The sequence below is a fragment of the Mesoplasma melaleucae genome (assembly GCF_002804105.1).
GTDB lineage: Bacteria > Bacillota_I > Bacilli_A > Mycoplasmatales > Mycoplasmataceae > Mesoplasma > Mesoplasma melaleucae.
Genome location: NZ_CP024964.1, coordinates 681,797 through 706,872 on the forward strand (window position 1 = coordinate 681,797; position 25,076 = coordinate 706,872).

Here is a 25,076-nt window from a genome sequence, read left to right on the forward strand (position 1 = left end):
ATTAATTCTGTTGGAATTATTTTTTGTTAGCAAGTTTTCCTTCGTGTAATGCTTTCATCACACCTTGTTGTGATAATAATTCTCTAACAGTTTCAGTTGGTTGAGCTCCGTTTTGTAATCATTTTAAAGCTAATTCGTTATTAATTTTAACTTCTGATTTTAATGGATCAAATGTTCCAATTAATTCTATGTATTGACCATTACGGTTAACTCTTGAATCAGCAGCAACGATTCTGTAAAAAGGTGCTTGTTTTTTACCAATTCTTTTTAATCTAATTTTTACCATGTTTCCTCCTATAAATATTTAAAACCTTATTTAATTTTACTAAAAATAAAAAGGTTGTCAAGTAAAATTACTTAACTGCCATAATTTTTATTTATATCTATGATTTATTGGTCTCATTCTTCATTCAACAATGCTAAAGATTGAAAAAGCAATTGTATATCTTAATATATTTCAACCAAATACAACAAATGTCATATAAAACTTAAAGCCATTAAAATCAGGTAATTCTGAATGTTCATGATCATGATCTGCATGTAAACTCTCTACTTGTAAATTTTCATGATTAATGACGTCTTGTAAGTATCAAGCTAATATAAATAATGCTGTAGCAATAATTGACGCTAGTATTATCATGATTAAAATTGGTAAAAATCTTTTCAATTTGTCTTTTTTACTATTTGTTCCTCTATGAATTGGTGAATTTTGAAATATTAAGTTAAATACTATTCATACCATTCAAGTAATTAATAGATTTTGCGGTATTTCCATTACCATTGTTATTCATCCATGTTCCATTCCGTGAACAACGTTATGAAGAATTGGATTTAATATTGCTATTATACTAGCAAATACCGGTCCAAGTGTTGCTATTGATATACAGATAAATGCAATATCAAAAAATCTAAATGGAATTCTTAATTGATCTCCAATTGGTAATTGTAAATTTTCAAATAATATATCAATGGCACTTACTGCAACAGTTAAAGCTAAGAATATTCCTGTCAGAACCATTTTTCTTATTAATTCTTGTCTTGATAATCTTATTTTTAGTTGAACTTTAAATTCATTCTTTTCTATATGATCATGGTAACCTTTTTCATCAAAGTGATGTACCCCATGATAGTGATCTTCTTTTCTGTGTTCTTTCTTACTTAATTCATTTTCTTCAACTGAATTAATGTTTTCTAAGTAAGAATTATTTGGATTTTTATTTTTTTTCATACTCTCTCCTATTTTTATACTCTTTTCTAATTTATAAAAATTATAAATAAGAAATTTATATTTTTCAAGCAAAATTCAAAAAATAAATTATAATAGGATAAAATAAATAAGAAATGAGGAAATAAATATGTCAAAAAACAATGTATTAGATATGATCGTTGAAATTCCTAAAGGTTCTTCAAACAAATATGAAGTTGATGCTACAACTGGAAGAATTATTTTAGATAGAGTTTTATACGGTGCTAACTTCTATCCAGGAGAATATGGAATGGTTGAAAACACACTAGACTGAGATGGAGATCCATTAGATGTTATTAGTTTATGTACTTATCCAACTTTACCTGGTGTACAAGTAAGTGTTAGAATTTTAGGATCAATTAAAATGATTGATGCTGGAGAGATTGATACTAAATTATTTGGAGTATTTAACGGTGACCCAAGATTTAGTTCATATCAAACTTTAGAAGATGTACCACAACATTTACGTGATGAAATTGAAAACTTCTTCTTACAATACAAAGCTTTACAAAAGAAAACAGTAAAAATCAACGGTTGAGGAACTTTAGAAGAAGCAATCGAAGAATTACATGAATGTAAAGAAAGATTTACAGAATACAAAGATAGAATTCTTGCTGGTGAAAGAGATCAAATCTTAGCTGAATGAAAAGCAAAAGGAATTGGTCAAGGATAAGACATTCAAGTCGAGTAAATTTTAAAAAGAATTTTAAATATATAGTTTTAATTTCGTTAATTTTGTCATTTTTGCTAAATTTAATTTTATTGATTGATGTTTATCTTTTAGGTAATTTAAACTATAGATAATTTTAATATGTCTCTTTTGTAAAGTTTAAAACACCAATATTCTTAATTACCCAAATATTTAAACTAATTATTTATATTTTTCTAATTTACAAAATAATAGCTTTAATACGTAATGATAAAGAATTTGAAATTAAACTTTGAATTTATATATTATTGTTAATTTTTGTTCTTATACCAGATATAAAGTATTTTCAAACATTTAATAATTCATTCTTAAATGATTATTTAATTCTTACTTAAGTAATAATTCAATTAGTAAAGATGAATTTTTAAAAATAAGCAAAAATAAAGTATTAATTTTTAATATTATTTCAACTATTATTTTAATTTTAATTGTTATACGCTTTTCACTGTATTCAGTTCATATTTTGCATGTTATAAAAATTAAAAAAGAAAATAAAAATATAAAAGAAAGAGGTTATTAAACCTCTTTTTTACATATACACGAATGGTCCAAGTCATTTTGAGTTTTCTCAAAAGTCTGAAGACTTAATAATTGGTAAATAACTTATTTTAATATTTTGTGCATATGTTCTTGCATTAATGAAATCTTGCACATATTCTTCTAATGCAATTTTAACTAAACCACTAATTTCATTATTATAATTATATTCAATACTTTCTTTGATCTTGATTGAAATAAGATATGAAATGATCATTGAAATAAATGCTGTAAAAAAGATAATTGAAATTATAGGTATTTTTCAAATTCATCATAAAACCTTATCTGTTTCTTCAACTGTTCTTCCACTCATATAACCAAATAAAATACAATTTGCTAATAAACAAATACACATAGTTAATAATGATAAGAATGGCATAATTACAACTGCTAATTTATAACTTCTGATTAAGCCGTTTTTTTGGCTTACTTTAGATGCCATTCATAACCTTGAAATTATATAGTCAATTTCATAACCAACTGATTCAAAAATTTTTTTTGAAATAATAATTTGTTTTTTACTTTTATTAAGATTTTTAAATATATTAATATAATTGTCTGTGTTTACATAAATAACATCATAATCATTTAAGTGATAAATCTTTTTAAATTGATTAATGATCTTTTCTATTTCTTTTGAACTTATAACATCATTATATGAATTGATTCTTGGAACATGATAATTGTAATAAGCTCTATTAAAATACAATGCTGAAAATAGTAAAGTTACCATGATAATAAAGTTAACTATTAATAACATTAAATTTATAATAAATAGACTATCCATTTTCTCACCTTTTTCTAACCTTATAATGATTATAAAAAAAATAACACCTAAGTGTTAAAAAAGATTTTTTTATTTATAGACTAGCATTGTGATATACGTTTTGTACATCTTCTAATTCATCAAGTTTATCTAATAAAGTTTGTAATTGTTGTTTAACTTCTCCATCAGCAACTTCAATATAATCATCTGTTGGAATTAATTTGATTTCAGAAATTAAGTATTCATCAATCCCTAACTCATCAAGTGAATGTTTAACAGCATTAAAATATTTATATGGTGTTGTAACAACAATCATGTCATCTTCAGCTTCTACATCATTAACTTCAACTTCACTCATCATTAATTGCTCAAGAACTTCTTCTTCATTTTTTCCTTTAAAAGCAAACATTGAAACTTCTTCAAACATAAAGGCAACTTTGCCTTCAGGATTACCATGGTTTTTATTAAATACTTCTCTAATGTTAGCTGCTGCACGGTTAACATTACTTGTTAAGGCATCAACAATAATTGCTGTATTTCCTGGCCCCATTCCTTCGTATCTATTTGACACGTAGTTTTCATCATCTCCACCAGTTGCTCTTTTGATTGCTCTATCAATAACATCTTTTGGGATTTGATTTGATTTAGCTTTATCAATTAAAGTTCTTAAAGCTAAGTTAGATGCTGCATCAGCTCCACCAGCTTTAGCTGCCATATAAATTTCTTTACTTGCTCTACCATTAGCTGCAGACTTTTTAGCTGCAGTTTTTGCCATTGAGGCTGCGCGGACTTCGTGTGCTCTTCCCATATTAAAACTCCTTCTTATTATTTTTTATTGCTGCAATAACTTCTTCAACTTTTTCTTCCAAGTTATCATTATTTGCATCAATTACTAAAAATGGAAAATCATTTTTATGTGCTTGATAGTATCTTTCATAAGATTCATTTAAAATTTTTCAGTATTCATTTTCAATACTTAACTCTGCAGATCTTCCACGTTCGTTAATTCTTCTAATTGATGTTTCTGTTGAAACTTTTAAATAAACAACTAAGTCAAATTTTAACCTATCATTTGGGTATTTAAGGTTTTCTGATACAACATATTGAAAAAAGTCACAGTAAGTTTTATAGTCAGTATCATTAACATTTCCTAATTTGTGACATACATCCATAAAAATTGGATCTTCAATAATAGATCTATCAAAAATGATGTTTTTTAAATCTTTAGCTGTAAACAATTGTTTTGATCTTGCTGTTAACATAAAGATTTGCATTCTAAAAGCATAATTTTTAATATCTCTATAATAATCCTCAAAATATGGATTTTCATCAATTGGTTCTGGGAAAATTTCAAAATTTAATCTTTCTGATAGTTCCTTTGATATTGATGATTTACCTGCTCCTACAGTACCAAAAATTGCTATTTTCATATTTACTTACCTTTTATACCTTCTATTTATTATTTTAAATCTTCTTTTCTTTTAGTTGATTGATAAATCCCATAAAACTTTTTAACTTCATGAGGTTTAAGTTCTCTATATTGTGCAACTTGTAAATCATCAACTTCTAAAAATTCAATTTTAGTTCTTTTCAATTTCATTAAATTAGCTTCAATTGCTGAAAACATTTGTTTAACGTGATGTTTTTTTCCTTCAGCAATTGTTAATTCAACAATTGATTGGTTTTTTTCTTGATCATAATTTAGTAATTCAACTTCAATTGCTCTTGTAAAGTAATCATCTTCAATTTTTACACCTTTAAGTAATTGATTTACTTGTTGTTTTGATACTTTACCTTTACATAATCCTTGATATGTTTTGAAAAACTCATATCTAGGGTGCATAACAAAGTTTGCAAATTCACCATCATTTGTCATAATGATTAAACCACTAACATCATAGTCAAGTCTACCAACTGGATAAACTCTTGTTGGCACATCTTTAAAATAATCTGCTACAGTTTTACGTTGTTTTGGATCATACATTGTTGTTAGCACTAATCTTGGCTTATTAAATAAGTAATAAAATTTTTCATTATTCTTAGTTGTTTGTTTTCCATTAACTTCAATATCAGCATCAGGACTTGCTTTAAAACCTAATTCAGTTATTACAACCCCGTTAACTTTAACTTTACCTTCTAAGATTAATTTTTCGGCATTTCTTCTAGAAGTAACTCCTCTAGCAGAAATAATTTTCTGTAGCCTTTCCATTAAAACATACCTTCAGAATTATCATCATTAAATGATTCTTTTTCAAATACATCTTCTTCTGAAAGCATTTCTTCATTTACTTTTTCTTCATTATCAAATTCATTTTCTTCTTCATAATTTTTGTATGAAGCAAAATCAATTTTAGGTAAAGCTTCCATTCCACCTGTTATATTAAATAATTTAAAGAAATTATCTGTGATTGTGTATAGATTTGCTCCTGTTGAAGTTTTACCAATAGCTTTGATTAATTTTTTTTGTCTTAATCTATAAATTTGATATGAACATTCAGCTTGTCTAATTGCTTCAATATCATGTTTTGAAATTGGACCTTTGTAAACAATAATTGATAAAACTTCAATACTTGAGTTTAATAATCTTGAATTGTTTACTTCTAATTCTAATTTTGCAAAATATTCATGTAATTCTGGTTTTGTTTGTAATCTATATTTATTTTTAGCAAATTTTTGAATTGAAAAAGCACAATCTAAATCTGAAGAATATTTCTTTTCTAAATCTAAAATTGCTTCTTGAATAACAACTGGTCTAACATCTTCTAACACGTTTTGTAAATCAAGTAAGCTAATCCCGTCATCACCATAAACAAATAATAAACCTTCAATAACTGCTTTAATATTACTATTCATATTCTTCTACCTCTCTATTCTATTCAATATAGATTCATCTTCTAATACTTCTTTAGTAAATCTAAATTCTAATGTATCGTTTTTTTGATTAATAACAGCAACTTGATGTCTAACCATGTCTAATACTGCTAAAAATGTTGAAATTAAATTAATTAAATTCAATTCATAGCCTTTAATAACTTCTTCAAGTTTTCATTCTTTATTTTTATTAGTTCGCATAATCTCAACAATTGATTTTGCAATAACTTGTGGAGATATAATTTCATTTTGAATAGGAGCATATGCATCTCCTAACAACATGTGTTCATCATAATAAAAATCATCATCAAAGTTTTGTGCACGTTGTAAAACTGCTTGGAAAATTTCAGCAAATTCATCAATCCCTATATCTAATGGATCAACCATTAATTCATCATTTCGCTCTGCAATTGATTGAATAAATGATTTTTTAGTTTTTGGTTTTGAATAAGTTTGTAAATATTCTTCTTGCTTATTGTAGAAGTATTCACTAACTTCTTTAATTTGACCATATTGATTAATTTGTTCAAGCAAGTCTTCAAACATAAATTCATCTTGCATATCATCTTCATCTTTTGGTAATAAGATTCTTGATTTCATTTCAATCATTTGTGCGGCCATAACCAAATATTCACTAGCTAGTTCAATATCTAGTTTTTGTTGTCCTTCAATATATTTAAGGTATTGGTCAATAATTTCACTTAGATTAATTTCAAAAATATCTATTTTTTTATCTTTAACCATATTTCAAAGTAAGTCTAAAGGCCCTGAAAAATTGGATATATTTAACTCGTCTCAATGTTGCATATTGCTTCTCCTTATGTTATTTATTATTTTATAATAAATTAATTCCTTTTACCTACTTATTAAATTGATTTAGTTTTATTAATTTAAGTAACTCTTGATCATTTTTTAAATCTCTGTGCATTTGAATTAAAGTTCTTGCTACTAAAACAAAAAGCAATTCAGTTTCTAAAGAAATATTATATTTTGATTTTGGGTCTGTAAATCAATGTTCTAAATTGTTTCTTAGCTTTCTAATATAGTGGAATGATACTGATCTGTTTAACACTTTTAAATAATCTGCAAACTCTAATTTTTTAACAGTTGTTTTAAAAAGCTGCATTGAAACAGTATCAAAATCTTTTGTAAAAATATAATTATCTTTTTTATCAATTGACTTCAAATTATATTTATCAACAATAAAAACATTAATAAACATCAACTTATCAAAAATCGAATACAAGTATTTAAACATTAAAATTTGATCATGAAATTCTAATTCATTGATTGCAAATCTTTCATTTACACTATCATAGTATTTATTTTTAGATGACTTGTTAATGTAGTAATTAACAATCATTTTAATTTCAGAATAAATATATAAATTAAAGAAGTAATTTTTTATTGACATTAGAGATAATAATGTTTTTAGTAAGTATAAAAATTCATGCGTATCTTTTGTGCTAACTATTTTTTTAGTTGGTTTAATATCAATATCTAAAACACGGTTATTTTTAACTAAATTCATATTTAGTCGATAGGAAATAGTTGAATCTCTTAAAATCAGATCATCTATCATGTTAGCAACAAAAAATAAAATATCTTCAGCTTCTGTTTGCTTAATTTTTTTATTTTTAATAATTTTTATTAACTGTTTTATTTTTTGTGAGTACTCAGGTAATCTTAAGTCGTTCATAGTATCTCCTTTCTTTTTATTTTCCCATTATTTCAAAGACATTAGAATGTCATTTATAAATTCTAATAAATATCTCATTTTGCTGTTTAAAAAAGTTAATAGCTAGATCTCCAGTTATTGCATTTTTAAGTTGTGGGTTATCTTCAATTAATTTTTCATTTGAAAATATCTCGACTTGTTTTTTAATTCATTTAACAAGTTGATTTGCATGTTCTTTTTCTTTTAAAGATAAGGTTTTATTATTATATTTTATTTCATAATCATCTTTAATATCAGAATTTAAATTTTGATACATAATGACGTCTTTGAACATTGTGTCTTTAATAGCTTCATAAAATTTTTCTTCAAAGTTTTCTATTTGGTTTTGTTCAATTAATAACATTCCAAATAAATCAGATTGTCTAATAAATAAATGTTTATTATATGTTGCAACTTTATTTACAACATTTTCAAATTCTAAATAAAGTTCATGATTAATTTTTAATGAGAATTTAGTTTCAAAAAATTTTATAAAATCGCGAAAAACTTTATTATTAATTTTTTTATCAATTTCTGTGTTGTTTAATTTTGCTAAAATTTTTTTCATAACTTCTCCCTTTCATTAATCGATTATTATTCTTGTATTAATTTTTTTCTCTACATTATCTTTTTCATATTCTGAAAAAATGTTTTTAATATTTGCATAATCAATGAACTCAGCTATTACTTGATCAATTCAAATAACAGTTAAAAATAAATAAATACTATTGATAAAGAATAAACTTGCACAAGTAATTCTTATAATGCTTCTTAAATTAATTTCAAAAGTAATAACATTATTAATATTTATTTCATCAATTATTGCTTGAATAGATTGGTAAGTAAATAATCCTGATTTAGTGTAAATAACTGAATTAAAAATAATGATAACCAAGATTTGTCCAAGAATTAAAGCTGATGCAATAAATCCTGTTACAGGCACACCTTTTGATGCACGATAGTTTCACATAATGGCAAAACTAAATCACATATAGAATAATACAAAATATGCTGCTCCAAAAATTAAATTTGCAAAAATAATTCAAATTGAATTAATCACAAATGTAGACACCAATAATGTAACACCTGAAATTATAATTAATCAAAAGATTAAATTTTTAACGCCCATTTTTGGTAAAAAGATTTTATATAATACAAACCCTAGAACAAATTCTCCAAATAAAAATATTGCTTGATATTTTCTATCTAGTGTTTTTAATCATTCCGCACTGTCATTTGCAATTTTTGAATTAGCTACTAAATACATTCTAAAAATTGGAGATTGGACAAATCCAAAAATGATTCCTAGTAATAAAGTTAAAATTATTAATTTAACTAATGTTGATTTTGAATACTTAACTAATTCTTCTTTTAGTACTAGTTTAAATTCACCAATCTTATTTGGATTTTCTTCAATAGTTTTAAAGCTAATAAATAAAGCAACTAATAAGAAAACTACACAAACAGAATTTATTAAAATTAAATTTTTATTTACCAATTCATTAATGTTAGTAATTCAATTTCCAATAAAAGTTGCAAAAGTTATTACAAAACCAATTGCAAACGAAACTTTAAGGGCAAACAATCTATTGTATTTTTGTTCATTTAAAAATAAAAAGTATAAACTTTGTGATGAAATACTAAATGCTAAAATAATTGCTTGTAATATGATTAAAAGTTTAAATCAGCTTTGATCATCTGATGGTATTAATAACATTAAAGACGCCAAAACAGAAGTAAGAATTGAGATTCTTATTCAAATTCTTCTATTTTTTATTTTTCCTGTTAATCAAGTTGCTAATGGTTTAAGTAATACTGCAAAAAACATTGCACTACTAAAAATCAGCAGAACCACAATATTAGCTGGTGTTGTTTTATCAAATAACTGTGTTAGTACATTACTATTTTCTTGAAGTAATATTGCATTTATAATTCAAAATATTAATGTCTGAATATAAAATCAAAATAGCTTTTTTTCAAAATTTTGTTTTTTATAAACAAAGTATAAAAATACAAAACCTAAAATTATAACTAATGGAGCTACAATAAATAAATCTCAATTTTTCATATTACATCGTTTCTAATGCACTAATACCAATAATTTCAAATGCGTTTGTTAATACTTGTAACACAGCTAATACTAAACCAAGTCTTGCTTCACTAGTTAATATATCATTTTTATCAAGAATTTTTGTATCTGCATAATATGAATGGAATTGTTTACATACTGTTTGAATATATTCACAAATTAATTGTGGTGCTCTATTTTTAGCAGCCATTTTAATTACTTGATTAAAATTATCTAAAGTAAGTAATAATTCAATTTCTTTTTTATTTGTTAATAAATCATTTTCATGTAAATTAGCTTTAATATTTTTTTGTGCTGCTTGATTTAAAATTGAATTACATCTAGCTGTCGCATATTGTGCATAATAAACTGGATTTGTTGCATTTTTTTGTTGCACTAAATCTAAGTCTAAATCCATATGTGAACTGCTTGATTTAGAAGCTAACATGTATCTTAATGCATCTTTACCGACCATCTCCATAATATCAACTAGTCAAACAGCAGTTCCTTTTCTTTTACTCATTTTGTATTCTTGACCATCTTTAATTAACCTCACCATTTGTACCATTTCAATTTCTAGAATATCAGGATTGTGTCCTAAAAGTTGTAACCCTGCTTTCATTCTTTGAATATAACCATGGTGATCACCACCTCAAATGTTAATTAAAATGTCTGCTTTAGTTCTAGCAATTCTAATATTATGTGTAGCTAAGTCAGGCACAATATAAGTTAATGAACCGTCTTTTTTGATTAAAACACGATCTTTATCATCACCAAATTCAGTTGTTTTTAATCATAATGCCCCATCTGCTTCATATGTTGCATTTTTTGCTTTATATTCTTTTAATAATATTTCAATTTGATTAGTATCATACATTTTTTGTTCGCTTGAGTAATGATCAATTTCAACACCAAAGTCTTTTAATTGTGACTTAATTTCAGCTAAAAAATATTTTGTTGCTTCTTTTCTAAAAATTTGATGTACTTCAGGATCAGAAATTACTGTTTCAGTATAAGTTAAATCTTTAAATTTATCACCGTATTTTTCAACAAATATATTTGCTAAATCATCATAGAATGATCCACCATATGTATTTGCTGGTTTTTCAGCTTTAATTCCTAATGCTCATAAGTAATGAACAAAAACAGTTACAGCTAAAATATTGATTTGGTTACCTGCGTCATTTGTATAGTACTCAGTTTGAACTTCATAACCATCAAATGCTGTAACTTTTTCTAATACAGAACCAGTCACAGCATTTCTTGCATGACCAACATGTAAAAACCCTGTTGGATTAGCTGAAACATATTCAATATTAATTATTTTATTTTTTAATGTATTTTTACCATATGCTTCTTTTAATGTTGTAATGTTTTTAATTGCTGAAGTTAAAATATTTGTTTTCAGTTTAATGTTAATAAAACCAGGCTCTGCAATTTCAATTTTATCATAATATTCTTTTTGTGCTAATTTAGCTTTAATTTTTTCTGCTAACTGAACTGGATTTTGTTTTAATTCTTTTGCACTCATTAAAGCAAGAGTAGTTGAAAAATGACTATTAATATTATTTTTATTAATTTCAACAATAGGTTCTTTTGTAATATTAAGTTTTTTTGCAATTTCTTTTAAATCATTTTCAATAATACTAATTATGTTATTCATTTTTATTCTCCCTCTAAGGAAAAAACATTTGATTCAACAAATGTTTTGAGTCCTATATTGCCAATAATTCTTTTTCTTTTACTTTTGATATATCATCTAATTTTTTAATACTTGCATCAGTAACTTTTTGAATATCGCTTTCAATACCCTTAACTAAATCTTCACTAATTGATTTATCTTTTTTAGCTGTATCAATGCTATCTCTACGAATGTTTCTAATACGCACTTTAAAGTTTTCTAATTCTTTGTGCATTTTTTTAACTAAATCTTTTCTAATTTCTTCAGTTAATGCAGGAATGTTAATTCTTACAACTTCTGCATCAGAAACTGGGTTTAAGTTTAAATCTGATTTGTTAATTGCAGCTACAACTTCTTGAATTAAAGATTTATCTCAAGGTTTAATTACAAGTAGTTGTGGTTCAGGTGTTGAGATTTGTGCTGTTTGGTTAACTGGTGTTAGAGTTCCATAGTAGTTAACCATTACTTTGTCTAACAATGCAGCACTTGCTCTTCCTGTTCTGATAGTTTTAATGTGTTCTTGTCATGCAGCAACAGTTTCGTCCATTTGTTGTTCTGCTAATAATAAAATTTCATCCATAGTTATGAGTTCCTATTCTTCTATAATTGTTGATTCTAATGAACCTTCCATTACTTTAATAATGTTGTTTGGCCCTTGCATGTCAAATACTTCAATTGGAAGTTTTGCATCTTTTGCTAAAGTAGCTGCTGTTAAATCCATTACACGTAATTGTTTATCAGCAATTTTACGATGAGTTAATTTTTTATAAAATTTTGCATTTGGGTTTAGGTTTGGATCTGAGTCATAAACTCCTTTAACACCATTTTTTGCCATCAATACTGCATCAGCACCAATTTCAATTGCACGAATAACTGAGTTAGTATCTGTAGTAAAGTAAGCAAATCCTGTACCACCAACAAAAATTGATATATATCCTTCCTTCATTTTTAGTCTTGCTTTTTTAAAGTTATAGTCATCTGTTACTGTTTCAATTTGTAAAGATGAATAAACATTAACTTTGTCATAACCTAATCGTTTGATAGTTGATTCTAAAGCTAGACCATTCATAACTGTTGCTAATATTCCCATAAAGTCAGCATCAATTTGTGGCATATTAATATCTGCTCCAAGTTTTCCTCTTCAAATATTTCCCCCACCAATAACAATTCCAAGTTTTAATCCATTGTTAGCTAATTCAACAATTTGCTTAGCAATTTCTTCTAACTTTTCTTTGCTATAAATTTCATTTTCACTCTTTAAAGCTTCTCCACTTAATTTTAATAAAACTGTACTATATTTATATTTCATGTATATACCTCATTCATCTTATTTATTATACCCAAAAACACTTATAAAAAAAGTATTCATAATTGAATACTTAGTAATATTTTAAAAGTATTTTAATCCTTTATTTTTTTGTAATCAAAGAATAATAAATAGATAACAAAAATAATACAGACTCCTTCAAGTAATAATGTAAGTCAATTTAAAAGCACTCATGTATTGTATAAAGTATTCATTGTAATGAATGTATAAGTAATAAGTGCAACTGAAGTAATTGTTAATATAACAATAATAATTATCCTATAGGATAACTTTTTAGTTTTAATCATTTTGTAAATTTCAGATGCAATTAATACTAAACCAATTGTTCCAATTAGCAGCGCACTAATTATTTGAAATATTTCTATTGTTGAATATCGCATAATCTAACTCCCCAACTTTCCATAGTTTAAGTAATATGATGGTGTATCTTTTGTAAAGTTAGCAAAAGCATAACCATGTTTTAGTAGTGTTTCAAGAAATTCTGGTAATCAAACTTTTGCATAATCTCTTGTATGAGCAACAAAGATTTGACCATTTCTTAAATGAGAAAAATATTGATTTAAGATTTCTTCTTTTCCTGTTTTTTCTTCTAAATAATCAGTGCCTAAATATCCTCTAACTCAATAAGGATTTGCAACTTTTTTTTGTACATAACCCAAACCTCTATAGTATTGTAAATATGGCATCCTGATTGGAATATCTTTTGATTCAATTTTTTTACCATTTTCATTATATACATGTTTGATCATGTCATTTACGTCATTTAATTCTTTAACTAATTGAACTTGGTTATTTATATATTCATTATGATAGTATGAATGATTTCCAATTGAGTGACCACCTTGAATCATTCGATCAACAACTTTTTTAATACTAGTATTATTAACGTATTTTGATAAATTAATTCCTGTCATAAAAAATGTTGCTTTTACATCATACTTATCTAACACATCAAGAATTTTTTCATCAGCACAAGCTGATGGACCATCGTCAAATGTAATCATAACAACTTTGTTACTTGAGATTATTCTATTAACTTCTCGGTCATAATTATATGTTGAAATACTAAAAATAAATCCCACGATCATTAGTGAAATAATTGATATTTTTGTTAATGTTAATAATTTCATAACTTATTTCCTTTCCTTATATAAAAAATTATTTAAAAAAGTACTCTTATATGAGTACTTGAATTTATATTATTTGTTTCTAATTGTTTTATCATGGTATGCTAATGCATCTTCTGATTCAACTTTAATACCTGTGATTTTTTCATCAAAGAATGAAGCATCAACCATTTTTGTACTAAATTTAATTTTTTTGGTAACTCGTTTACCTTGTTTATAGAAAACAAAGATATTTGGTGTTCTTGTATCATTAATGATTTTTATAATATTCTTATTATCAATTTTTTCTCCAATTAAATTAATTGAATCTTTTGATAAAGCTATTCCAAAGTATTGAATAAAGAAGAATAATGCAATAACTACAGCAACAATACAAACCATTCCTATAACTGTTGTGATAATTGGCCCTATATTTTTGCTTTCATTGTCAGGTTTAAAAATAATCGCTGTGATAATTCCCATAACCTCAGCAAGTGAAATTAGTGACATTGTAAGAATTGGTAATACTAAACCATATTTTTTAGCTTTACTATCTATTTTTTTAAACTTGTAGTAGTAAAATGCAAGTGTTAATAATAAAAGTAATGAAACTCCAATTAACACGATACTCATAATTAAAAATTTTGAACTCATAACTAGTTACCTAATTGAGCAGCTACTTCACTTGCAAAGTCAGTAACTACTTTTTCAATTCCTTCTCCAACTTCATATCTAATCATATCGATTAAAGTAACTTTTTTAGATTCTAAAAATTGACCTACTTTGAAACTTTCATCTACAACATATTGTTGATCAACTAGACTGATTTCTGATAAACGTTTTGATAATTTACCTTTTAAAATGTTTTCTAAAACATTTTCTGGTTTACCTTGTAATTTTGGATCTTCTTTAGCTTCTGCTTTAATAATGCTAAATTCTGATTCTTTAAAGTCTGCTGGAATTTCATCCATGTTTTTGTATTGTGGACTCATAGCAGCAACGTGCATAGCTAAGTTGTAAGCATCTGATGCATCAATTGTTCCTTTGAAATTTAATACAACTGAAACTCTTTTGTTAGCGTGGTTATATAAAGTAGTTGAGTTTCCAGCTTCTTTTGCAATTAAAGTAAATCTTCTTAATTGAATTTTTTCTCCAATTGTTGCTGTGGCATTTACTAAAGCTTGTTCAATAGTTTCACCTGAATTTGTTTTTAATGCTAATCCTTCTTCTAAAGTTTTTGCATCTGATGCTAATAATACATTAGCAATTTCATCAATTAAGTTGATGAATTTTTCGTTTTGAGCAACGAAGTCTGTTTCTGAGTTAACTTCAAGAATAACAACTTTTTTGTCATTTTCTTTTGCTAATGCTACACCTTCTGCAGCTACACGGTCTGATTTTTTAGCAGCTTTTGCTAATCCGTTTTCTCTTAATCAAACGATTGCATCATTGATGTTTCCATCAGTTGCTTCTAAAGCTTTTTTACAGTCCATCATACCAGCTTGTGTAATTTCTCTTAATTCTTTAATTAATTGTGCGTTTACAGCCATATATGTATTCTCCTTTGTTTATTAGTTAGTTGGTTTTTCTGATTTTTCTGATCTGTTTCAGTTTCTGTTATTGATATTGAAGTTGTTTTCTCCTTCAGTTCTTTCACGTTTAACAACAACTGTTTTTAAAACTGAAGGTGCCATTTTTAAGTTAGCTCCATCAGCGAATGCATCAACTAAAGCGTTGATCATAATGCTTACTGATTCTTGTAAATCATCGTTTGCAGGAATTGGTAAAGTTACGATATCTGGATCAACGTTTGTATCACATAATCCAATTACTGGAATATTTAATTTAATTGCTTCTTTAACAGCAATTTCATCTGATTTAGGATCAACTACAACTAATGCTGCAGGTAATTTACGCATTTGTTTAATTCCACCTAATGATTTTTCTAAGTTAGCTTTTTCTTTTAAAATTAAGATTTGTTCTTTTTTAGTTCTTAAAGCTAATTTTCCATTTTTTTCTGATTCTTCAATTTCTCATAAAGCTTTAATTCTTTTTACGATTGTTTTGAAGTTAGTTAAAGTTCCACCTAATCATCTTTGGTTAACATAAAAGTTACCCGATCTTAATGCAGCTTCTTTAACAGCTAATTTAGCTGAACGTCTTGTTCCTACGAATAAAACTTTTTCACCTTTAGCTCCAATTGATTGTAATAGTTTTTCAGCTTGTCTTAATTGAATTAAAGTTTTCTCTAAGTCAATTACGTGGTTTTTTGATTTTGACCCATAAATAAATGGTGCCATTTTAGGATTTCATCTCTTTGTTTGGTGACCGTATTGAACACCAGCAGCAGATAATTCATCTCTTGTTACTTCTTTATATGCCATTTTGTACTCCTTCTTTTCTTTGTATTTGTTAGGCTTCCAAATGATTCGAACACTAACCACCCTTTTCACTAAATTTGGGCACTGGGTTAAATGAATTCTCACTTGTGATTGAATATCTATATATTTGTTAAATAATCAACTTTTAAATTATAGCAAAAAAAGCACTTATATTGAAGCGCTTCTTTCTTGATAATCTGCTATTTTTTATTTTTTGACTTATTATTTCCTGTTAAAGTATAAATTTTTGGTGTTGTTTTATATTTATATCTTTTTTCATAGTAACTTTCATTATCAATAAATTCATTGCTTTCTTCAATTTGTTCATACAATGATTTAATAATTTCTTCACTTTGATTTGATTCTTCTTCAACATTAATTCCTGCGTCAATAAATCTTGCAATTTTTAATTTACTACTATTTCTTTGTACGATTTGTTTAACAATCGGTAAGTTTACAATAATGTTTAAACCAATATTTGGTCTAAAAATTAAAGGTAAAATAATACACACTGGTAAGCTAGTAATTGCAGTGATTGCTAGCACACTAATTAATGTTGCAATTGTGACAGGTTCTAGCACAACTGTTATGATTGAATTAACATGAACAACATCAACATCAATTTTGATAAGTACAAATTTACTTAAACCAAAATTAATAAATAGAACTGTTGCAACAACAGGCACTAATAGGAAAATAAAGTTTGGTATAACATTTTTAATCGATGAATTATAAGTAACATGTGTTCATGTAAATGATCATAAGTAGAAATAACCGACCATCATAAAGATTAACTTGATTACATAATAGTATCTAATCATTCTTGGAATTCAGTTTTCATAACTACCTGAATCATATACAAAATAATATAAACAAATCAATGTAATTCCTGCAGTTATTACAAATCAAATTGAAATTAAGTTCAATCATTTTGTTGTTCTTTTTTCAATCCCTTTTGCTTGAACTAAAACATATTGTCCTTGTACTATAATAATTGCACTAGTTGATAATCCAAACATTATTGAAAATTCTTGATTAGAGAAAATATATTTTAAAGCTTGCGCTTGATAAATAGCACTAGCGTCACTTCCATCAAAGTCTTTAGCAATTACATTTCCAAATAATCCTGTAGCAATAAACGGAGTTAAAATTGAAATCAAGACAAAACTAAACCCAGCTACAATATATGTATAGAGTTCATAGTTGGTGTAGGTCTTCCATTCAATTCGTCCTTCTTTTAGAATCTTAGCAATGAAGTATTCTCTAAACGAAACAATGAAGTTTAACATTATGATTCTAATATTAATTCCTACAATCATATAAATAGAAAGCATAGAAGTAGTTTTCAACCCTGATGCTCCTAATACAACAAATAAGATAATAATGTCAGGATTCATTAAAATATTAATTCCTAAAGATGAGAAGAATAATTTTGATGATTTTCTCACTAAGTTATGATCGTTAAAATCAGAATAAAATTTTATTCATGGGTATTTTCGCTTAACATACCACATGATCATAAATCCACGAATAAATGGATAAATAATAATTGGCATAAAAACCAGTACTGGACTAAGTTGAATACCTCTATAATTAATAAAATTTAATAAGATGATAATAGTCATATAAATGACTACATCAGTAAATAAAATAATTGCTCTTCTTAAATAGTTTTGTTTATCAGCTTCTAATACGTTTTCATATATACCAAAAATTGATGAGTTAACTATTTGTTTAAATCCAAAGAAGAAACATACTAAACCAAGTTCTCATAAATGAATAACAATTGGTTCAACCCCTTCTTTAATAACTGGTCCTGTTAAACTAGTTATGATTGATTCGTTTTGTAAAAAGTAAGGTGCTAATGCAATTTCAAGTGGATATAAAATTGAAACTAAAGTTACTAAAATTAAACCTCTTCAAAGCTTATTACGATATTTACGTTTAGCTGTTGAAAATGCTTCATTAGCACTAATTCAATCTTTTTCCATAATTGGTTTTGACATTAGAATTACAGTTGTAATTCCAAGTGCACCTTCACAAGTTCCCCCAATAATGGCTATTGACATCGAAATTCTAACGAACCCATTAAACTCAGTACCATAAGCACTCAAGATTCAATAAATCATTAGAATTTGAATAATTGTGTTAGTGAAAGAGATTAATACCCCTACCAATGCGCTTCAAACACTGGTTCTTGCAGAGGTCTTTATTACAATATTTTCAGTTGTTTCAAGTTGCATTGTTTCACCTCCTATCAGGTTGGTTCTATCTCTACAATTTTACCATTTAGGTTTTCTAAATTCCCTTTAAACCCATTAAACACTAATTTATTAGCAAATAAGAAAATCATTTTTTCATTGTTAATCATAGTACCTGAATATCTTCAATCATTAATAATCGGAGCTCCATAATATTCTAAAGTAGCTCTAATTTGATGTTTTCTACCTGTTAAAATTTGAACTTCTAATTCTGTTTGTTTATTTGTAACATCAAGACTAACAACATTAAAAATTGTTGTTGCTTCTTTATAATCAGGTTTAAATTCTTCACTGAATACTGATTTTTGAATGATCGGATCATATTTAATTCATCCTTTTGCATCTAAACTTTCAGTTACAGGTACATCAATTTTACAGCAATAGTATTTTTCAATTTTATCTTTATCTTGAATTGCTTCAACTAAAATATCATGAGCTTGTTTGTTTTTTGCATACATTAAAAGTCCTGAAGTTAATTTATCTAATCTGTGTATGTGACTAACTACATATGAGTTTTCTTCACTTGGATTGTATTTGTTTGAATCAACTAAATAACTTTTAACAATATCATCCATGCTTTCTTTTACTAATGAGTGAACTTCAACATTATATGGTTTTAAAACAATTAATATATTTGAATCTTCATAAACAATATCAAGTGCATAGTCTTTAATTTTTTTAAAATTATCTCTTAACACAGGTTTATTATTATCATAAACAACAATTTCATCATTTGCTTTAATTAAGTAATCTTTATCTTTGATTCTTTTGTCATTAATTTTAATATCCCCTTTTCTCAATCATTTATAAATAACTGAAAGTGGAGTTGTTTTATAGTTCTTTTTTAAAAACTTAAATAAAGTTTGATTATCATCATTTTGGTTTGCAATAAATTTATTCATTAATTAACACCTGAGATCCTTACTATCATTAAAATGAAAGTTATAAAGTTTGAACCTAAATGAGCTAATCATGTATAGGTAACATTACCTTCTGTAAATATAAATGTGGCAGATAAAATTAGTCCTGGTATAAAGTAAACATAAATGTTTTCTACATCTCCCATACTTACATGCACCATTGCAAATGCAAGTGATGAAACTATTAAGGCAAATCATTTATTTCCAACACCTGTAAAAATTGAATCTCTAAATGCTAGTTCTTCAACCATAGGTGCAACAATTACACTAAAGATAAATAATAGTATTGAATATATTACTTTTAAAGCTACTGAAGAGCTATTGTAAAGATCTTCAAGTGCACTTTGGTTTGATGTTTCTTTTGCTAAAAAACTTAAACCAAAAGATACTGCAAATAAAACAATACTCATAATAAACGCAACACTTAAAACTTTTTTTCATTCATTTTTTAAAGTTAAAATAATTCTTTCTTTTAAGAAAGGAACTTTAATAAATAAAATAACTCCAATAATAATTTCAGCAATTGTTTGTAAGATGATTGATACAAGTTGTGATGTTACATTACTATTCCCAGCAACAGCTAGAATTAATGAACCTAAGATAATAACAAATAAAAATGGCACTACAATAAATGCGTATATTCCAATTGCGTTTGTTCTTATAAACAATTGATTATCTCTTTTATATAAAATTAAACATCCAACTGCAGAACAAATGATTTGAACAGGCACAAAAACAAGGTTTATGTAATTTGCTGTATCTTCTGCTGTGTTTCCATGAATAGTAAATTTTAATATGATTAGAACAATTAAGGGCACAAATAAAATTGATGTTGCAAAGATAATTCCATCAATCAAAAGATTGAAAACATTGAATTTAAATTTTGCTTCTGGTGGTAATTGATCTTGTAAATTTAATTTTTTAAATGATAATTCCATGTTTTCTCCTTCTTTTAGTCTAAATTAATTAAAACATATAAAAAAATTGCATAAAGCAATTTTAATTAATTTTGTATTAACCTTCAATTAATGCTGCTGAAATCATTGCTTCTTTGATTCCTGCAACAGCTGCGTCAGCGTCTGATCCTTCAGCGATGATAGTAACTTCATCTCCTGATTTAATTTGCATTGATAAAATGTTCATAATTGATCTTAAGTTTCCATTTTTTGAACCTGAAACGATTTTAACATCTGACTCAAATTTTGAAGCTGCAGAAATAATTGCAGTTGCTGGTCTTGCGTGTAATCCAATTTTGTCAGTAATAACTGCTGTAAATTGTGTCATTTAATTTTCCTCCTGTATTTTTTTAATACTTAATTATTATATCAATAACTTACCTGATATATCAATTGTTATTATAATTAATTTTTCTTTGAGATTGTAGGATCAGTGACAGAAATAGGCATTATTCCATAGCATGAACTGAAGGCGACTTTCATTGTTTGTTCGTTTACTTCAATAACAACACCTTCACCAAAAATCATATGTTCTATTACATCATTTTTCATATAACCAACTGATGTTGTTTTAGATTGGTTTTGTGATGTTTTTTCTCCAATATGACTTGTATTAGCAAATGGGTTGATACTTTTTTGATATCTTCCTTCAAATTGATATAAATCTTGATTGAACTCTTTAATAAATTTTGAAGGTGCTAATTCAGCTTGAGAAATAAATGAAAACTCACCTTTAATATAAGTTACAAATAACTTTTCTTCTGCACGAGTAATTGCAACATATAATGTTCTTCGTTCTTCTTCAATTTCTCTTAGCGAATTTGATGATAATCTTCCTGGAAAAATATCTTGGTTTAATCCTACAACAAAAACAATTTTATTTTCTAATCCCTTTGCTGCATGGACTGTTAATAACGTAACTTTTTGAGCTTCAATATCATCTGCATCAGAATTTAATAAAGCTTCTTCTTGTAAGTATGAAATAATTTTTTCTGTTGTTTCATTTTCACTTTCATCACTTTGATATGATTTGTCAAAGTTTTCAAGCTGATCATATAATGATTCAATGTAACTAATATCTTCTTTTTTTTCTGTATGAATTAGTTTTTGAATATATCCTGACTCAACTAACATGAATTGAAGAACAACTCTAATGTTTTTACTTTCATTGTAAATATAAACAGCTTTTGAAAGAACACTTCTAATAGTTGTTAAATGCTTTGAAACTTGATTAATATGTAACTCATCTTCATTAACAATTAAGTCATAAAGTGAAACATGCATATCTTGTGCTTTTTCTTTTAGTTTTTTAATTGTTACATCTCCAACTTTTGGAATGCTTTTTAAAACTCTTTCAATTGCTTGTTCATCTTGTGTTGCTAAAGTTCTTAAAAATGCATTAGCTTCTTTAATAACTTTTCTGTCTTTAAATCTAATACCTCCAATTAATTGGAAAGGTATTTTATTATTTTGAAATTCTTTTTCAAATTCTGGTGATCAAGCATTTAGACGATAGAGTACAAAAATATCTTTGTATTCATAACCTTCTTTAATTAACTCTTTAATTTTCAAAGTTACATATCTTGCTTCATCATTTCTTGATTGACATTCTTTAACAGTTGGTAAATCTCCAGATTCATTATTTGTAAAGATATCTTTTTCTTCACGGTTTTTATTGTTATTAATAAAATCATTCGCTAAATCTAAAATCTTTTGTGTTGAACGATAATTTTCATTTAATACTATGCTAATACCATTCGAAAATGTTTTATTAAAGTTTAAAATGATGTCTACTTTTGCACCACGTCATGAATAAATAGTTTGATCGGGATCACCAACAACAGTTAAATTATTTTTATCTCTTGTTAAAAACTTTATTAAATCAAATTGTAAATCATTTGTATCTTGAAACTCATCAACCATTACATAGTCATATCTATTTCTTCATTTTTCTAAAGTTTCTGGATGTTCATTAAATAGTTTAAAAACTAAAACTTGTAAATCATTAAAATCAATTGAATGAATAGTTTTTAAATATTCTTCGTATTTTAAATATAAAGTTGCTATTGCTCGCTCAAGTCAACTGTAGCAATCTTCCATTGCTTCTAAAGGAGAAATTAAATCATTTTTTCAATTCCCAATTCTATAAATAATTTTCTTTTCAGTATATTTTTTTAATTCTGTTAAATGACTAAAATGTTCATTAATTAAATTTCTAACAATTGCAATTTGATCACTTTGATCAATGATTAAAAAGTTTTTAGCTAATCCAATTAATTCATAATCTTCTCTTAAAACTCTAGAACATCATGCATGAAAAGTTGAAATATGCGGATTTGTAATTAAATCAGGAATAATTTTATTAACACGATCTCGCATTTCTCTTGCTGCTTTATTTGTAAATGTAACTGCAAGTATTTTGTAAGGAGCCATTTCAAGTTCTTGAATTAAATAAGCAATTTTAGTTATAATAACTTTTGTTTTACCTGAACCAGCACCAGCAACAATTCTTAGCGGTTTATCAGTTATAGTTACCGCTGCCAATTGTTGTTCATTTAATTCTAAAAGTAAATTATTCATGACTCTCTCCTCCATCCTTTTCTTCTATTAGTTTTTTATTTTTCTTTTCTAATTTTAAATTTTCAGTTAAGTTTCGTTTGTCAACATGAATTGATTCATAAAATTCTTTTTCTTCTGAATTACCAATTACTTCTAAAATCTCATCATTAAACATACCTGGTGTTTCTTTTAAAACATATTTCCCATTTGATTTATAATTTGTTTTAAAATGTTTTGGTTTTTCTAAAACAACAATAACTTGATGTTTCATATCAACACCAGCTTGGTGATTTTTTTGTAATTTAATAGCCAATGCAATTGCAATATTTCATATTAAAAATATTCAATAATTAACTTGATAAATAATAGCTCCTACACTTAAATATATTTCTGTTTTTGTTTGATCATATTTCATCATTAAAAATAAGAATAAAATATTACCTAAATATAATAAGCATCAAGGCATAATCACAAATCATAGTTCTCTACTAAATATGTCCATAAATCTAACTTTTTCATTTATCTTTAATTTCACAAGCTTTATTCTAAAAATAATTTTTCCTACTGTTTTACTCTTTAATAAATAGGTAAGTAAAACAAAGTAGGAAAAATTTCATATTAAAGCTGTTGAAAAAATTACAAATAAGAAAATTCAATTACCTTCTTTGGCTTCATTCTTAAAAATAAAACCTAATATTAAAAAAAGTAACGAACTAATTATTAAGTCTGTTAGTCTTGCAAAGAATACTCTCCATAGACTTGGTAGATAAAATTGATTTTCTTGTAAAGAATTATTATCTACTGCAGATACTTCATAATTTTTATCAACAACTTTGGTTATTTCCTTCATTTTGAAAATTAACCTATTTTTTTAAGTTGTTCATTAATAAAGCTACTAAAGTTTTCCATTCTTAATGTGAAATCAGGATTTACATTTTCCAAGAAAATGGCATTTTGTAGTATAAATTCTTTTGTTTTTCGATCAAGTTTAGTTTCAACGAATGAAAGTGATTTTTTGTAAATTGCTGGATTTTGAATTCTTTTTGATAAGTTCAAGAAAGTATATCCCATACAATAATTACTTGCAAAGTTTAGTTCATCTTTAAATTCTCTGTATGTTCCAATTCTTCTGTAGTAATTTAAAACGTGTGGTCATTGATTAATAATGTCAAAGATTGAGTATTTTGGCACTGAAACTTTATGTTTGAATAAAACTTCACCAGATAAGTAAAAGTTTCTTGAGTGTGCAAGTGACATAAATAAAAATAACATGTCAAATCTTACGTTCTTTTTAAAAGTGATTCTAAAGTCTTTGATAAATTTACTTCTAAATAGTTTTCCATAAATTTCTTGTGTGATATATGCAAATACTTCTTTGTCAGATTGTAAATCATATAATTTATTTGTTTCTAATAAAGGTTGTGTATCTCCTTCAAATAAATTTGATTGTTCATATTGAACTTCAACTAAATCGATTTTTGCTTTATTTGCATCAATAATATTTTGAATTGTTTGCACATAGTTTTCGTTAATTAAGTCTCCTTCTTTTAAGAAGGAAACATATTCTCCACGTGCTAATTCAATCCCATTATTTCAGTTTAATGATTCACCTTGACCTTTTGAGTTAAAGATAAGCATAATTTTTTCATTTTCAATAAATTGATCACGAATAAAATCGATTGCTTCTTTTTCTGTATTTGGTTCATCCACAATTATTATTAATTCGTATGAATCATTAGTTTGTTTTTTTAATGTATTAATTGTTTTAAATAATTTGTCTTCTCTAGCTTGACTAGAAATAATAAATGAAACTAACATTCTTTCACCCCTCTTGAATATAACTATATATATTTTACACTAAAAGGTATTTTTTTGTTATTTTTACTCTTAAGTAGTTAAAAAACTAAGCAATAATTTTTTTGAATTAAATTTCATATATAATATTAAAAGCGACTAATACAAACAGAATTT

Annotated in this window: 27 protein-coding genes; 1 reads left to right on the top strand and 26 read right to left on the bottom strand. The window is 26.0% G+C overall.

The features are described from left to right. Window positions 1-16 precede the first annotated feature (16 nt). Window positions 17-286 carry a 30S ribosomal protein S16 gene (gene rpsP, locus EMELA_RS03620; RefSeq protein ID WP_028124332.1) on the bottom strand — a complete coding sequence of 90 codons (270 nt, stop codon included), beginning with the start codon at window positions 284-286 and terminating at the stop codon, window positions 17-19. 87 nt (window positions 287-373) lie between these two features. Further along, the gene (locus tag EMELA_RS03625; protein ID WP_028124333.1) at window positions 374-1,228 is read right to left on the bottom strand and encodes an ECF transporter S component; all 855 of its coding nucleotides are present in this window, start codon (window positions 1,226-1,228) and stop codon (window positions 374-376) included. A 127-nt stretch (window positions 1,229-1,355) separates the two neighbouring features. Here EMELA_RS03625 and EMELA_RS03630 point away from each other — a divergent pair, with 127 nt between their 5' ends. After that, the gene (locus EMELA_RS03630; RefSeq protein ID WP_028124334.1) at window positions 1,356-1,919 is read left to right on the top strand and encodes an inorganic diphosphatase; all 564 of its coding nucleotides are present in this window, start codon (window positions 1,356-1,358) and stop codon (window positions 1,917-1,919) included. Between the two features lie 565 nt (window positions 1,920-2,484). Here the strand turns inward: EMELA_RS03630 and EMELA_RS03635 are convergent. The 24 genes from EMELA_RS03635 to EMELA_RS03750 form a co-directional block, all read right to left on the bottom strand. Then, window positions 2,485-3,279: a hypothetical protein gene (locus EMELA_RS03635; RefSeq protein WP_034971197.1), complete on the bottom strand. Its 795-nt coding sequence runs from the start codon at window positions 3,277-3,279 to the stop codon at window positions 2,485-2,487. Window positions 3,280-3,352: 73 nt separating this feature from the next. Further along, window positions 3,353-4,066: a YebC/PmpR family DNA-binding transcriptional regulator gene (locus EMELA_RS03640; protein ID WP_028124336.1), complete on the bottom strand. Its 714-nt coding sequence runs from the start codon at window positions 4,064-4,066 to the stop codon at window positions 3,353-3,355. A 1-nt stretch (window position 4,067) separates the two neighbouring features. After that, complete coding sequence (locus tag EMELA_RS03645; RefSeq protein ID WP_028124337.1) at window positions 4,068-4,688, bottom strand: deoxynucleoside kinase; 621 nt, start codon at window positions 4,686-4,688, stop codon at window positions 4,068-4,070. A 29-nt stretch (window positions 4,689-4,717) separates the two neighbouring features. Continuing rightward, window positions 4,718-5,467 (bottom strand): pseudouridine synthase, encoded by a 750-nt coding sequence (locus tag EMELA_RS03650; RefSeq protein ID WP_028124338.1) that lies wholly within the window; start codon window positions 5,465-5,467, stop codon window positions 4,718-4,720. Then, complete coding sequence (scpB, locus tag EMELA_RS03655; protein WP_028124339.1) at window positions 5,467-6,111, bottom strand: SMC-Scp complex subunit ScpB; 645 nt, start codon at window positions 6,109-6,111, stop codon at window positions 5,467-5,469. The genes EMELA_RS03650 and scpB overlap by 1 nt, the downstream gene beginning before the upstream one ends. 6 nt (window positions 6,112-6,117) lie before the next feature. Continuing rightward, a complete protein-coding gene (locus EMELA_RS03660; RefSeq protein WP_028124340.1) occupies window positions 6,118-6,936 on the bottom strand; it encodes a segregation and condensation protein A in 819 nt (272 codons plus the stop codon). Window positions 6,937-6,988: 52 nt separating this feature from the next. Then, the gene (locus EMELA_RS03665; protein WP_028124341.1) at window positions 6,989-7,828 is read right to left on the bottom strand and encodes a hypothetical protein; all 840 of its coding nucleotides are present in this window, start codon (window positions 7,826-7,828) and stop codon (window positions 6,989-6,991) included. A gap of 16 nt (window positions 7,829-7,844) precedes the next feature. Next, window positions 7,845-8,414 (bottom strand): hypothetical protein, encoded by a 570-nt coding sequence (locus EMELA_RS03670; protein ID WP_028124342.1) that lies wholly within the window; start codon window positions 8,412-8,414, stop codon window positions 7,845-7,847. Window positions 8,415-8,429: 15 nt separating this feature from the next. Further along, window positions 8,430-9,914: an MFS cation transporter gene (locus tag EMELA_RS03675; RefSeq protein WP_028124343.1), complete on the bottom strand. Its 1,485-nt coding sequence runs from the start codon at window positions 9,912-9,914 to the stop codon at window positions 8,430-8,432. 1 nt (window position 9,915) lies between these two features. Beyond that, window positions 9,916-11,577 (bottom strand): arginine--tRNA ligase, encoded by a 1,662-nt coding sequence (argS, locus tag EMELA_RS03680; protein WP_028124344.1) that lies wholly within the window; start codon window positions 11,575-11,577, stop codon window positions 9,916-9,918. A 52-nt stretch (window positions 11,578-11,629) separates the two neighbouring features. After that, window positions 11,630-12,175, bottom strand: a complete 546-nt coding sequence (gene frr / locus EMELA_RS03685) for a ribosome recycling factor (RefSeq protein WP_028124345.1) — start codon at window positions 12,173-12,175, stop codon at window positions 11,630-11,632. Between the two features lie 12 nt (window positions 12,176-12,187). Further along, entirely contained in the window at window positions 12,188-12,904 is a 717-nt protein-coding gene (gene pyrH / locus EMELA_RS03690) for a UMP kinase (protein WP_028124346.1), read from the bottom strand. Between the two features lie 92 nt (window positions 12,905-12,996). Further along, window positions 12,997-13,302 (bottom strand): hypothetical protein, encoded by a 306-nt coding sequence (locus EMELA_RS03695; RefSeq protein ID WP_028124347.1) that lies wholly within the window; start codon window positions 13,300-13,302, stop codon window positions 12,997-12,999. 3 nt (window positions 13,303-13,305) lie between these two features. Continuing rightward, window positions 13,306-14,052, bottom strand: a complete 747-nt coding sequence (locus EMELA_RS03700) for a polysaccharide deacetylase family protein (protein WP_028124348.1) — start codon at window positions 14,050-14,052, stop codon at window positions 13,306-13,308. Between the two features lie 69 nt (window positions 14,053-14,121). Next, complete coding sequence (locus EMELA_RS03705) at window positions 14,122-14,682, bottom strand: hypothetical protein (RefSeq protein WP_028124349.1); 561 nt, start codon at window positions 14,680-14,682, stop codon at window positions 14,122-14,124. Window positions 14,683-14,684: 2 nt separating this feature from the next. Next, complete coding sequence (gene tsf, locus EMELA_RS03710) at window positions 14,685-15,578, bottom strand: translation elongation factor Ts (RefSeq protein WP_028124350.1); 894 nt, start codon at window positions 15,576-15,578, stop codon at window positions 14,685-14,687. Window positions 15,579-15,599: 21 nt separating this feature from the next. Then, complete coding sequence (gene rpsB, locus EMELA_RS03715) at window positions 15,600-16,412, bottom strand: 30S ribosomal protein S2 (RefSeq protein WP_034971198.1); 813 nt, start codon at window positions 16,410-16,412, stop codon at window positions 15,600-15,602. 197 nt (window positions 16,413-16,609) lie between these two features. Beyond that, the gene (locus EMELA_RS03720) at window positions 16,610-18,652 is read right to left on the bottom strand and encodes a hypothetical protein (protein ID WP_084485307.1); all 2,043 of its coding nucleotides are present in this window, start codon (window positions 18,650-18,652) and stop codon (window positions 16,610-16,612) included. 11 nt (window positions 18,653-18,663) lie between these two features. Continuing rightward, window positions 18,664-19,572, bottom strand: coding sequence for an RluA family pseudouridine synthase (locus EMELA_RS03725; RefSeq protein WP_028124351.1), 909 nt, complete (start codon window positions 19,570-19,572; stop codon window positions 18,664-18,666). Next, the gene (locus EMELA_RS05005) at window positions 19,572-20,528 is read right to left on the bottom strand and encodes a CPBP family intramembrane glutamic endopeptidase (RefSeq protein WP_028124352.1); all 957 of its coding nucleotides are present in this window, start codon (window positions 20,526-20,528) and stop codon (window positions 19,572-19,574) included. The genes EMELA_RS03725 and EMELA_RS05005 overlap by 1 nt, the downstream gene beginning before the upstream one ends. 76 nt (window positions 20,529-20,604) lie before the next feature. After that, window positions 20,605-20,874: an HPr family phosphocarrier protein gene (locus tag EMELA_RS03735; RefSeq protein ID WP_028124353.1), complete on the bottom strand. Its 270-nt coding sequence runs from the start codon at window positions 20,872-20,874 to the stop codon at window positions 20,605-20,607. A gap of 77 nt (window positions 20,875-20,951) precedes the next feature. Then, entirely contained in the window at window positions 20,952-23,126 is a 2,175-nt protein-coding gene (locus EMELA_RS03740) for an ATP-dependent helicase (RefSeq protein ID WP_028124354.1), read from the bottom strand. Continuing rightward, the gene (locus EMELA_RS03745) at window positions 23,119-23,955 is read right to left on the bottom strand and encodes an RDD family protein (RefSeq protein ID WP_028124355.1); all 837 of its coding nucleotides are present in this window, start codon (window positions 23,953-23,955) and stop codon (window positions 23,119-23,121) included. Before EMELA_RS03745 ends, EMELA_RS03740 begins: the two co-directional genes overlap by 8 nt. Window positions 23,956-23,963: 8 nt before the next feature. Next, window positions 23,964-24,923, bottom strand: coding sequence for a glycosyltransferase family 2 protein (locus tag EMELA_RS03750; RefSeq protein ID WP_028124356.1), 960 nt, complete (start codon window positions 24,921-24,923; stop codon window positions 23,964-23,966). Window positions 24,924-25,076 lie beyond the last annotated feature (153 nt).